We start from the raw sequence: 11,740 nt of genomic DNA on the forward strand, positions 1-11,740 counted from the left end.
GGTGCACCATGCCGCCGCCCCGGAAGGGCCGCACGATGAAGAGGTGGGCCGACGCGGGGCTTCCGATCTCCATGGGGTGGCGGTTGTTGTGGCGCTCGAGCTTCTGGAGCGCGCGGGCAAGCGAGAGCGGCTTGCCCGACACGCGCGCGCCGGTGGCGTCGGCGCCAAATTCGCGCCCGCGGGAGATCGCAAGCTGCACCATCATGGCGGCAATCGGCGCCGTGATGGCGATGATGAGGAGAAGCCAGATGTTGCCGCCCTGGCGGTTTCCGCCGCCAAAAATCATGCCCCAGGTGGCCGACGAGGCGGCAAACGAGATGGCCGAGGCCACCGTGGCCGCAATGCCCATGACGAGGATGTCGCGGTTGATGACGTGGCCCATCTCGTGGGCCATGACGCCCTCGAGTTCGTCGTCGTCGAGAGCCTGGAGGATGCCCCGCGTGGCGGCCACGACCGCGTTCTTTGGGTTGCGCCCGGTGGCAAAGGCGTTGAGCGAGTCGTCGGGGATGATGGCCACGCGCGGCATGGGCATGTTCGTGCGCTGCGCGATGTCCTGCACGACGCGGTAGAGCCGCGGCGCGCTGGCCGCGTCCACCACGCGCGCGCGGTACATCCGCAGCACGATCTTGTCCGCCCAGAAGAAGCTCGCGAAGTTCATGGCAAGCGCGAGCACGAGGAACAGGACGAGCCCCACGTTGGGGTTGCCGAAGAAGAACCATCCCACGAGGTACCCGATCACGGCAAAGAGGCCCAGCAGGACCGAGATGAGGGCCATCGCCCGAAGGTTGTTGGCAACCGACATGGTCTCCGAGGGACCAAAGGCATGCCGCGGAAAACCCTTTCGGTCCAAGGCTCGACGGAATGGGAGGCACCCGCCCCCGCGTTCGAAGGCACGCATGCGGGGGCGGGCGTGATCGGGAGGCGGCGCGGCCGCCTAGGACGGCCCGTTCTTCACCGACTCGTCGTAGTGGACGGGCTCGGGCGCTTGGAACTGGTTGCCGGAGAGGTGCCAGGTCGTGCGCTCGTCGAAGTCGCGGGCGTCGATGCCGTAGGCGTCGGCCGCGCCACGGTTGTCGAGGATCGCAAGGTTCGCGTTGGCAAAGCCCGTGAGGCGGATCGCCGCCGGGTCGTCGCCGCCAAACCAGCGCCCCACGAGCGGCGCCTGCTCGAGCGGGCCCTTCTCGCGCGCGGTGAAGACGGCCTCGTTGCCCGCGACGCGGAGGTCGACGTCGCGGCTCGTGTGGATCTCGATGGCCGAGCGGTGGCCCCAACCCCAGAGCCACCAGACGGGGCGCTCGCCCTCGATCGCGCGGACGACGTTGTCCTCGATCGTCAGCGTTCCGGGGTTCACCATCTCGTGGAGCTTGTCCTTCGCGTTGAAGACGTCCACGACGAGGCTGCCGCCGACGAGCGTGTTGCGGGCGATCACGATCTGCGTGAAGTGCACGTGGGGCTTGCGCAGCGTCTCGTCGTCCTCGCTTGCGGCCGTGCGGTCGTCGCCGGCGTGGCCCACGTCCGTGTAGCGGACGGCGACGCCGTTGTCGATCTTGACCTCGTTGTCCGTGAACTCGAAGCGGTGGAAGCGCGTCGTGTGGTCGTACATGGCGGACTTCTGCGCGTCGGCGTGGTTGTGCGGCTCGCACTCGAAGCAGGAGCCGTGGCTGTGCCCGTGGAGCTGCAGCTCGACGTAGCCGTCGATGACGTTGTGGTGCATGCGGGCGTTGTGCCAGCCGTCGAAGTTGACGACCTGCTTGTCCTTGAGGAAGAGGATGCCGGTATCGCCGAGGTAATCGCGCGCGACGTGGCTTGGCCGGGGACCGATCTCGTTGTACCGCACCTCGCCGTTGTAGTGGCGGATCTGCCCGATGGCGCCGATCTTGTTGTGCTCGATCACGCCGCCGGTCTGGTCCTGCACGCGCCGGATGTTCTCGTTCACGCGCAGGTCGCCGATGTAGTTGTGGTGGACGTGCACGTCGGCGGCGTTGTAGTTCAACGAAAGGCGGCCGGCGATGTAGTTGTTCCGGACGACGATGGGTACGGTCGTGTCCTGGATGTAGAGGTTGTGGAGGACCTTGAGCCCCTCGAAGACGTAGGGGTCCGCAAGCGTGCCCGATCCGGAGACGAACTTCGCAACGTCGCTCTGGCGGAAGTCCGCGTCGCTTCGGATCACGATGCGCGTGACCTCCTTGAGCGAGTCCTGCGCGGAGGGGATCGCGCCGGCGAGCGCCGGGCGCGTGTCCGATCGCGTCGATTCACCGGTCTGCGACGACGTGAGATCCTCGACCGGAGCGGGCTCCCCTTGCATGGAGAAGGTCACGAGGATTCCCGAGACAAGCGGAATTCCGGCAAGCGCGGCAACGGCCAAGGCGACCCCGATCTGCGGCTTCACTGCCTCACCAAGCGGGTCGACCGGCCCGACCGAGGATCAAGACATTGGTCGGATCGTTGGAACGAAACGTGGTCGGATCGTTGAAACGAAACGCTAGCGGCGGCGCCCGAGCTCGCGCCAGCCCTGCGCGAAGCGCTGGAGCGCCGTCGCGTTGGACAGGATCGCGATGGCGACGATGCCCCAGCCAAGGACGCTGCGGTCGGCGACGGTCGCAAAGGCGGTTCCGGAAAGCGCCCACTGTGCGACGGGCAGCGCCATCAACAGGAACAATCGGTCCGCGCGGCCCAAAAGCCCGGCGTAGTTGCGGCCGACGCCCACGGCCTGGGCTTGCGTGCCCATGTAGCTCGTGAGCAGGACGCCTGCCATGGCCGCGAAGCCCCACCACCACTCGATCCAGGGGCCAAGCGCAAGGCCGAAGAAGAGAGCGACGTCGGCGTAGCGGTCGATGGCGTGGTCGAGGTAGTCGCCACGCGGGTTGGCCGCTCCGGTCCGGCGCGCAAGCTTCCCGTCGCAGGCATCAAGAAGCGCGTTCACGAACACGAGCGCCGCGGCGGCCAAGAGCAGGCTTGCCGTCGCAAGCGTGGCCGTGGCGAAGAGGGCGCCGGCGCCAACGGCCGCCGCAAAGGACAGGAGCGTGAGCGCGTTGGGGGTGAGCCCGGCGGCCGCAAACGCGCGAACGAACGGGTCGAGCAGGAAGTCGACGCGGGCGCGGTGCGCGTCTAGTACCACGACATCACCTCGTCGCTCCAGTCGCAGGCTCCAAGCGGGTGCGCGTTTAAGGCTTCCGCGGTGGGCCGACGCGCAAGCGCGTCGATCTCGGCGGCAAGCGAGGCGGCGTCGCGCCCGGTCGTGTCGAACTCCGCGCAGAGAAGCTCGCGCGTCCGCAGCTCTGCGACCTCCGCGGTGATGACGTCGAGCGCCTCGGCTTCCGCGTTCTCCGCGGCCTTTTCCGGCGGCCAGCCGCGCGCGGCCAGGCGGCGGCGAAGCTCGGAGGGCGCGCAGCGAAGGACGACGACGAAGTCGAGCGGAACGAGGTGGTGGGCGAGGTGGCCCTCCACGACGAGGTCGGCGTGCGCGCTTCGCAACGTGCGCTCGAGGGCCCGGGCGAGCGCCCTCTCGTCGACCTCGAGGCTGTCGCGCTGCGGGTCGCGTCCCAAGACGACGCCGGGCTCGCGCGAGCCGGGCCCGCGGATCCACGCGTTGAGGTCGAGGACCTGCCAGCCATGCGCGCCCAGCGCGCGGGCCACCGCGCTCTTTCCGGTGCCCGGCACGCCCGTCAAGGCAAGGATCATGCGCCCTTCACGGAGGCGACATGGGCTTGCGCTCGGCGGTGGGCGGTGCGGCGGCCGTCGCAAGCTTGTGGCGTTCGCGGGCGCGAGCCAGGGCCGCTTCGACAAGGCCGAGGAACAGCGGGGCGGGCTTCTCGGGGCGGCTCTTGAACTCGGGGTGGAACTGGGAGCCGATGAAGTACGGGTGGTCGGGGATCTCGGCGATCTCCATGAGGCGCCCGGCCGGGTCCTTCCCGGAGAACACGAGCCCGCCCTTGGCAAGGCGCGCGTGGTAGTCCGGGTTCACCTCGTAGCGGTGGCGGTGGCGCTCCTGGACCTCCTCGACCCCGTACAGGCGGGCCGCAAGCGTTCCGCGGTCGATGCGGACGGGGCTTGCGCCAAGGCGCATGGTGCCGCCGAGGTTGCTCACCTGCTTCTGCTCGGGGAGGATGTCGATGATCGGGTGCGGCGTCTTGGGCGAAAGCTCGGTCGAATTGGCGCCCTCGAGGCCCAGCACGTGCCGCGCGTACTCCACGACGGCGAGCTGGAAGCCAAAACAGATCCCAAGGTACGGGGTCTTGCGCTCGCGCGCGTACTGGACGGCGCGGATCTTCCCCTCGCTTCCGCGCGAACCGAACCCGCCGGGAACGAGCACGCCGTCCACGGGACCGATCACGTCCTGCGGCATCGCGGAGCCTTCGAGCGCCTCGCTCTCGACCCACTTGATGCGCACCTTCGTCGACAGCTGCGCGCCGGCGTGCAGGAGCGCCTCCTTGATGGAGAGGTAGCTGTCCTCGAGGTGCGTGTACTTTCCCACGACGGCGATCGTCACCTCGTGGCTTGGGTTCACGACGCGGTCGACGAATCGCTTCCACTCGGTGAGATCCATCGGGTGCGCGGACAGCTTGAGGCGCTTCACGAGCCACTCGTCCACGTTTTGGGCGGCCAGGAGGAGCGGCACCTCGTAGATGGTCCGTGCGTCGGGCGCCGAGATGACCGCCTCGGGGCTCACGTCGCAGAAGAGCGCGATCTTCTGCTTCGTCTTGTCGTCGAGGGGCTCGCTTGCGCGGCACACGATCATGTCCGGGTCGATGCCGATGGCGCGAAGCTCCTTCACGCTGTGCTGCGTTGGCTTCGTCTTCTGCTCGCCCACGGCCCCCATGACGGGCACAAGCGTCGTGTGGACGAAGGCGACGTTCTCGGTTCCGGCTTCCAGGCGCAGCTGGCGGAGCGCTTCGAGGAACGGCGCGCTCTCGATGTCGCCCACGGTGCCGCCCACCTCGATGAGCGCCACGTCCGCCTGCGACTTGCGAGCCGCCGACTTCACGCGGTCGCGGATCTCGTTCGTGACGTGGGGCACGATCTGGACGGTCTTGCCAAGGTAATCGCCGCGCCGCTCCTTCTCGATCACGCTGCGGTAGACGATCCCCGTGGTCACGTTGTGCTCGCGGCCGACGTTGGTGAAGAGGAAGCGCTCGTAGTTGCCAAGGTCGAGGTCGACCTCGCCCCCGTCCTCGAGCACGAACACCTCGCCGTGCTCGAAGGGATTCATGGTGCCCGCGTCGACGTTCACGTACGGGTCGATCTTGACGGCGGTCACGCGAAGGCCGCGGGCCTTGAGGAGCCGGCCGATCGAGCTCGTGGTGATTCCCTTGCCAAGGCCGGACAGCACGCCGCCCGTGACCACGATGTACTTCATGGACTCACGGGGGCCGACGATGCGGCGGATGCGTATATTAGCCTTTGGAGACGAGCGGGCCTTCGCCGGGATGGGGCAAGGCCGCGCCGGGCGAGGGGATCCGCCGTCGGGCCGCAAACGCCCGGTACGCGGCCTCTTCCGACCCGACCCGCTTGTCGTCCCACCCGAGGAGCGCCGCCGCGCGAGCCAGCACGCGAGCAAGCGCGTCCTCGCCCTGGCAGGAGGCCGAGCCGTTCGAAAGGCGGCGCACCAGAATGTCCTGAAGGGTGAGAGCGCCCTCCTCGCGGATGGCAACGTCGACTTGCGCCAGCACGTCGGGCGCGTGCGGGCACACGGGCGCACCAAGCGCGGCCTCGCGCGCGCACGCCTCAAACAACTGCGCGGAACGCGAGCCGTAAAGCCCGATCAGGTGCTCGACGGTGGTGGGCGAAAGCCCCGCCGCCTGCCCTTGTCGGGCCAGCCGGCGCCGCACGAGGCTGGCCGCCCCGGGGAGCGGGCGGTCGCGCGTCTCGCACCAGCCCCGCGCACCCAACCGAACGCTCGCCCTGTCGACGGCGTCCTCGGCCACCTGGCGCATGGTCGTGATCTTGCCGCCGAGCACGCTCCAGAGGCCGGGGGCGCCGTCGTCGGCGTGGTCGCGGATTTCGTGCCGCCGCGACAGCTGCCCCTCGGTCTTGCCAGGCTCATCGACAAGCAGGCGCACGCCACAGGTGGCGTACCAGACCTCGTCCGAGAAGCCGAGGTAGCGCGCCGCCTCCTCCCGCAGGTACCGCGCTTCCTCCTCGTCGCAGCGGACGAGGTCGGGGGACCGGTCGTCCCGAAGGTCGGTCGTTCCGATGAGGGCGCTTCCGTCCAGCGGAATCGCGAAGAACACGCGGTCGTCGCGCGCGGCCCGCAGCAGAACCGCCTCGCGGAGGAAGTTGGGCACGACAAGATGGGATCCGCGCGAGCGGCGGTGCGGCACCCGCACGCCCGCGACGCCGGCCAGCTCGGGAAGCCACGGCCCGGCGGCGTTTGCGACAAGACGCGCGCGGATCTCGTGGCGCGCCCCCGTGAGCACGTCGCGCACGACCGCGCCGACGACGCGTTCCCCCTGGCGCAGGAACCCCTCGACGGCCGCGTGGTTGGCCACGGCGGCGCCGGCGACGGCGGCGTCGAGCGCGTTCTCGAGGCACAGCCGCTCGACGCTTGCGATGCGCGCGTCCCAGTACGTTCCGGCCGCAAGGAGGCCGTCCTTGCGCAGGGCCGGCTCGGCCGCAAGCGCCTGCTCGCGCGAGAGCCAACCGGGCCGCGGAAGACCGCCGGCGCCAAGCGCATCGTAGAGCCACAGGCCCAGCCGCAGCTTCCAGGCGGGAACGCGGGAGCCGCGGTAGACCGGGAGCAGGAACCGTTGCGGGCGCACGAGGTGCGTCGCGTTGCGGACGAGGCGTTCCCGCTCGACGAGCGCCTCCCGGACGAGACCAAAGTCCCACTGCTCGAGGTACCGCAGGCCCCCGTGCGCCAGGCGCGTGCTGCGGGAGCTCGTGCCGTACCCCCAGTCCTCCTTCTCGACGAGGGCGACGGAGTACCCCCGCAGCGCGGCGTCTCGGGCGATGGCGGTGCCAAGGATTCCGCCGCCGATCACGAGGAGATCGTGGCGGCGGGCGGCCATGGCGGCAAGGTCGCGCTGCACGCGGGTGGAATCGCGGCGCCGCGAAATACCCTTCGCCCAGCCTACGCCGTCGCGGGAACCCGCACGTCGACGAGCACGCGCTCCACGCTTGCCGCAAGCGCCTGGTCGTCCAGCAGGACGTACGACGCCTCGGGCCCGTCCCCGACGGCTCCCGGTTGCAGCAGGAGCCCGGTCGACGATCGCGCGACGGATGGCGTGTGCAGATGTCCGAGGACGAGCACGTCGGCCGCGAGCACGCCGCGGGGGCCGTGGCCGTGCGCGAGCGCGAACGTGCGGCCGGCCCGGGCAAAGCGAGTCCCGGCGGGAAGCGAGCGCAGCCACGCGAGGCTCGCCGCGTCCAGCGCGTCGCGCGTCTCTTCCAACGCCTGCGCGGCGTCGCCGGCCGGTCCGCAGGCGCCGGGCGGAAGGGGCTTGCCCGTGGCGACGGCGACGTCCCACTCGCCGGCCAGGCAGCGGACTTCGTTTCTGCGGAGAAGCTTCACCGTGGCAAGCGGCGAGGGACCGCCTCCCACGAGGTCGCCCAACGCGTGGATTTCTTCCGCGCCCTTCCGGCGGGCGTGCGACAGGACGTCGGCGAGCGCGCGGGCGTTTCCGTGGATGCAGGCCAAAAGGGCGATTTTCACGCTCGTTAAGACGCCTTGCGTTTCGCATGAATCCCCCGCCCGGGTGGGCGAAACTATTAGACCGGGCGGTCGTTCCGGCCGCCATGCAAGCCGTGATGGAGACCGAGAAGGGCACGATGACGATCGAGCTGTTCGAGAAGGACGCGCCCAACACGGTCGCCAACTTCCGAAAGCTCGTGGACTCCGGGTTCTACAACGGCCTCCGGTTCCATCGCGTCCTCGACGACTTCGTGATCCAAGGCGGCTGCCCGCACTCGCGGACGAAGGGCGACCGCAAGGCGGGCACCGGCGGCCCCGGCTGGCAGATCAAGTGCGAGACGGCGGGCAACCCGCACAAGCACGAGCGCGGCTCGCTCTCGATGGCCCACGCGGGCAAGGACACGGGCGGAAGCCAGTTCTTCATCTGCCACTCGAAGCAGCGCCACCTCGACGGCGTGCACACGGTCTTCGGGAAGGTCGTCTCGGGTCTCGACGTGATCGACAAGATTCGCGCCTGGGACGAGATCAAGAGCGTCCGCGTGCTCGCCTAGCCGGACACGGCGCACTCGCGCACGCGGCCCGACAGCCAGGAGACGCAGAAACCCTCGTCGACCGTGGCGTCGATGAGCGGGTCGGGCACGACGAGCTTGTACTTGCCGGAGCTTAGGCGCTCGATGCGGAACGTGGGTCCCACGTCGAAGATGTCGAAGAAGGTGAGCTTCACGACGGCCTGCACGGAGCCACAGCCCGAGGCGCAGGCGCGAAGGTTCGCCCACAGGTCCACGTTCGGGCTCGACGTGGCCACGCCCAGGCGAACGCGCCCCAGCCCCGAGCCGTCCATTCGAACCTCGTAGTCGACCGACTTCCAGCTTCCGGCCACGTCGACGTCGAGGAAACCCTGCTTGTTGACGAAGGTGAGGTCGGCCGAGAACGACTTTGCCGCCATGTTGGCAAAGACCGTGACCGTGGCGATCTTGCGGATGTCGATCCAGATCGAGATCCCCTTCACCGTCGCCGCGTACTGCACGTCCGAGCCGGACGCCGGCGCGTTCGAAGCCGTCGCCGAGAGCGTGCTCAGATCGCCCGACGCGTCGCGGACGATCTGTACCTCGAGGCTGCGCGGCGCGTTCGCAAGGGTCAGTGTTCCCAGCGAGGAGCCGAGGGACACCGTGCCCGAAAGCGTGCTGCTCGTGTGGGTGAGCCGCACGAGCTTTGTCGTGCTCGACACGTCCTCCACGCGAAGGGTGAGGCTCGTCGGGATGCCGGTGAACGAGAACGTGTAACCGTTGTAGCGGCCCGAGAGGCTGGAGAGCGCGCCCGGCAGCGACAGGGTGATCTGCTTGTTGCCGCTGCAGGCGCCTTGGAGGGCGGCCGACACCGTTGCCGGTCCCGTCGTGGCGACCGCGAATGGGGCCGAGACGCCGATCGGATCGAACGAGGCGAGCACGCCGGTCCCCTTCGTGAACTCGACGCTCCGGATGCGGCTTGCGCCCGCCACGATCTCGAACGTGGCGCTCGCGGTGGTATCGCAAAGACCGGTTGCGACCGTGACGACAACGTTGCTTACGGACAGCGTCATCTTGAACGGACTGCCCGCGACGGCGTCCAGCCGAACGCCCAGGTTGTATCCGCGGTAGCCCACGCCGACCACCTGGTTCGGGAATCCGCCCGTGGGCGTGACGACCACGTCCACGAGGAGCGTTCCGCTGCTCGTCGGCAAGGCGCGCGCGACGATCTCGAACAGGCACGAGCCGACGAGGGCGGGCAGTCCGATCGTTCCCGACCCCACGTTTGCACCGCAGCGGTAGTCGACGTCGAGGCCCGTCCCGGTGGGGCCCTCGGCCGTGGGTCCGGCCGCGGGGGTCTCCGCGCGTTCCGGGCGAAGGTCTTCCGTCTCCAGCGCCTGGGCGGGAACTCCCGCCACAAGCGTCGCCAGCACGAGGATCCACGTCCGACTGGCCCAGGCTGCCTTGATGCCTCCCGTCACGATCTCGTCTCCCAGCGACCCAAGGTCGCGGAGTGGAGGACCGTCCCAGGCGCTTTATGGCTTTATGCGCCCAAACGTTGCGCAGTTGCCGGCCTGCTATTTGCCCGTCACAAGCAGCGTGGCGCCCATCGCTCCGGCCACGTAGTAGCGGACCTCGTAGTCGCCCGGCACGACGTTGTTCTCGGCCTCGTCGCCGCTGATGCTCACGCCCACGCCGGCCGCCCCGGGCACGCCCACGAGGATGTAGTTGCTCGTGAGGTAGACGAGCTTGCCCGTGGGATCGTAGACCTCGATGCGGCCGGAGCCCGTCCCGGTGCCCACGTCGCCTTCGTAGGCGAGCTTGGTGATGTCGGCCGGCACGGTGAACTTGTCCGTCTTGGCAAGCGGTACCGCGTCGCTTGCGGCACCCGGCTGCATGGGGTGCGGCGCGCTTGCGCCCACGACGGTTTCGGCAAAGGAGTACAGTTCCACGGCCTTCTTCTCGATCTCCTCCACCGGCTCCTCCGGGACCTCGGGGTTCACCGGCGGATCGACCGAGCTTGGGGTGGTCCCTTCTTCGGGAGCGGATTCGAGGCACCCCGCCACAAGGGAGAGGGCCAAGACAAGCGCGACGATTCCGTACGAGCCGTATGGAGGCATGACCCACACGGCGCCCCGGAAGATCAAGGCAGTTGTGGTTACGTCATGTGATTTCACCAGACGCTCGCGAGCAAGCGCGCCGCCGAGCCGCGGCAAGCGTGCGAGGCGGCCGCGGGAGGGCTTGATGCACGGGGGCCCGACCCGCAACAGCCCGACGCCCGGATGGAATCTCTACTCTGCCTCGGCCATCATCCGCTGCTCCGCGCGCCGGAGCAGGTTTCGCCCGCGCCGCAAGTCCTCGTGCAGGACCTCGGCGGGATCCATGCGCACGACCCGGATCGTCATGCCGGGGAGGATTCCGATCTCTTCGAGGCTGCGGTCGTCCTGCTCGACGCCGTTGGCGCGGCGCCAGCGGGACCCCATGTTCGTGAAGCGGCGTCCCGATTCGGCGTCTTGAAGCACCCACGTGCGGGCGTAGTTGCCGCGTGGGAGCCTGCCGATCGTCTGCCAGATGCTCGAAAGGAGGTGACCGGGGTTCTGGAAGCCGTCGTACGGCACCTCCCACACGCGCCCCTCCTCCTCGCCGAGGAACGGGCGCGAGTCGATCGTGAGGAACGCGTTCTTCCGCACCTTCTGCATCGTCTCCTCGACGCGGCTCTCGAGGATGCTCGAGATCATGCGCGGATCGACGGCGCCGGCTTGCGACGTCGCGCGCGCGATCTCGCGGGCAAGCTCGGGGCTTGCAAGCTCCGCCTTCACCGTGTCGGCGACCTGCTGGTACGTATGGTTCTTGTCGAGCTCGTTGGGCGAGAGGGCGCTTGCGAACTGCGCCGGGTCCATCCCTCCGTAGTCGGTGGGCGCGTAGAGCGCCTGGGGCCGCACCCACAACGTGCGATAGAAGCCCGCGAGGACGGCGAAAGGAAATGTGCTCGCAAAGATCGCGAACGCGATTTGCACGAAGCCCGTCGTCTGCGTCGCGGCCGCCACGGTCGCGCCCTCGGCGAGGGAGACGAAAAGCGCGATGATGCCAAGCGGGGTGAACTTCTTCGCGTCCGAAATCCGCAAGCCCCCGGCACGCAAGCGGCGTCGGGCGGCTTCAACGTTGCCCCGCCCGCCGCGGGCGGGGATCCGGTTCCGCCGATTTCATGCACGGGGTCGGATTCGAACCGACGAAGTCCTTCGACGCCGGATCTTAAGTCCGGGACCGTTGGCCAGGCTTGGCTACCCGTGCGGATGCACCCGTGCTCCGTTGCTTGAACCGCTCGCATCTTTTCCGCGCGCGCGTCGCGGAAGAACGCCGCGGTCCTAGCGCCGTAACTCGTCCGTCGGCTTGCCGGGAAGGTCGCGCAGTCGGGCCTCCTCCTGGCTCACGAGACTTGCCCCCGACGATCCGACGAGCTCGTCGATGCGCGCGCGCACGGTGTCGGGGTCGTGCCGCACGACGACCACGCGCGCGGCGGAAGCGGCCGCCGCCGGAGGGGCGCCTGCGATCGCTGCCGGCGTCGGAGCGGTTGCGGGCGGGGGGCGGGGCGCAAGCGCTGCGG

At 69.2% G+C, this 11,740-nt stretch carries 12 protein-coding genes and 1 tRNA gene; 1 reads left to right on the forward strand and 12 read right to left on the reverse strand.

What is annotated here, in order from left to right; all coding sequences use genetic code 11:
- The 7 genes from VM681_02630 to VM681_02660 form a co-directional block, all read right to left on the reverse strand.
- Positions 1–802: M48 family metalloprotease (locus VM681_02630; protein ID HVL86893.1), on the reverse strand; the 802-nt coding region annotated here is incomplete at its 3' end.
- A 132-nt stretch (positions 803–934) separates the two neighbouring features.
- Positions 935–2,389, reverse strand: a complete 1,455-nt coding sequence (locus VM681_02635) for a hypothetical protein (GenBank protein HVL86894.1) — start codon at positions 2,387–2,389, stop codon at positions 935–937.
- Between the two features lie 93 nt (positions 2,390–2,482).
- A complete protein-coding gene (locus VM681_02640) occupies positions 2,483–3,118 on the reverse strand; it encodes a CDP-alcohol phosphatidyltransferase family protein (GenBank protein HVL86895.1) in 636 nt (211 codons plus the stop codon).
- Positions 3,109–3,681: an AAA family ATPase gene (locus tag VM681_02645; protein HVL86896.1), complete on the reverse strand. Its 573-nt coding sequence runs from the start codon at positions 3,679–3,681 to the stop codon at positions 3,109–3,111. Before VM681_02645 ends, VM681_02640 begins: the two co-directional genes overlap by 10 nt.
- Positions 3,682–3,688: 7 nt before the next feature.
- Entirely contained in the window at positions 3,689–5,356 is a 1,668-nt protein-coding gene (gene pyrG, locus VM681_02650; GenBank protein ID HVL86897.1) for a CTP synthase (glutamine hydrolyzing), read from the reverse strand.
- A 37-nt stretch (positions 5,357–5,393) separates the two neighbouring features.
- On the reverse strand, positions 5,394–7,028 hold the full coding sequence (locus tag VM681_02655; protein HVL86898.1) for a glycerol-3-phosphate dehydrogenase/oxidase: 1,635 nt from the start codon (positions 7,026–7,028) through the stop codon (positions 5,394–5,396).
- A gap of 41 nt (positions 7,029–7,069) precedes the next feature.
- Complete coding sequence (locus VM681_02660; GenBank protein ID HVL86899.1) at positions 7,070–7,651, reverse strand: metallophosphoesterase family protein; 582 nt, start codon at positions 7,649–7,651, stop codon at positions 7,070–7,072.
- 83 nt (positions 7,652–7,734) lie between these two features.
- Here VM681_02660 and VM681_02665 point away from each other — a divergent pair, with 83 nt between their 5' ends.
- Positions 7,735–8,181 (forward strand): peptidylprolyl isomerase, encoded by a 447-nt coding sequence (locus VM681_02665; GenBank protein HVL86900.1) that lies wholly within the window; start codon positions 7,735–7,737, stop codon positions 8,179–8,181.
- Here VM681_02665 and VM681_02670 read toward each other — a convergent pair.
- The 5 genes from VM681_02670 to VM681_02690 form a co-directional block, all read right to left on the reverse strand.
- On the reverse strand, positions 8,178–9,617 hold the full coding sequence (locus tag VM681_02670; GenBank protein ID HVL86901.1) for a hypothetical protein: 1,440 nt from the start codon (positions 9,615–9,617) through the stop codon (positions 8,178–8,180). The two genes, VM681_02665 and VM681_02670, sit on opposite strands and share 4 nt — an antisense overlap.
- Before the next feature lie 96 nt (positions 9,618–9,713).
- On the reverse strand, positions 9,714–10,256 hold the full coding sequence (locus VM681_02675; GenBank protein ID HVL86902.1) for a hypothetical protein: 543 nt from the start codon (positions 10,254–10,256) through the stop codon (positions 9,714–9,716).
- A 171-nt stretch (positions 10,257–10,427) separates the two neighbouring features.
- On the reverse strand, positions 10,428–11,261 hold the full coding sequence (locus VM681_02680) for a hypothetical protein (protein ID HVL86903.1): 834 nt from the start codon (positions 11,259–11,261) through the stop codon (positions 10,428–10,430).
- A gap of 81 nt (positions 11,262–11,342) precedes the next feature.
- Positions 11,343–11,427, reverse strand: a tRNA-Leu gene (locus VM681_02685).
- A gap of 74 nt (positions 11,428–11,501) precedes the next feature.
- The coding region (locus tag VM681_02690; protein HVL86904.1) for a hypothetical protein at positions 11,502–11,740 on the reverse strand (239 nt) is incomplete at its 5' end.

This window comes from Candidatus Thermoplasmatota archaeon, from assembly GCA_035541015.1.
In the GTDB taxonomy this organism is placed as follows: domain Archaea; phylum Thermoplasmatota; class SW-10-69-26; order JACQPN01; family JAIVGT01; genus DATLFM01.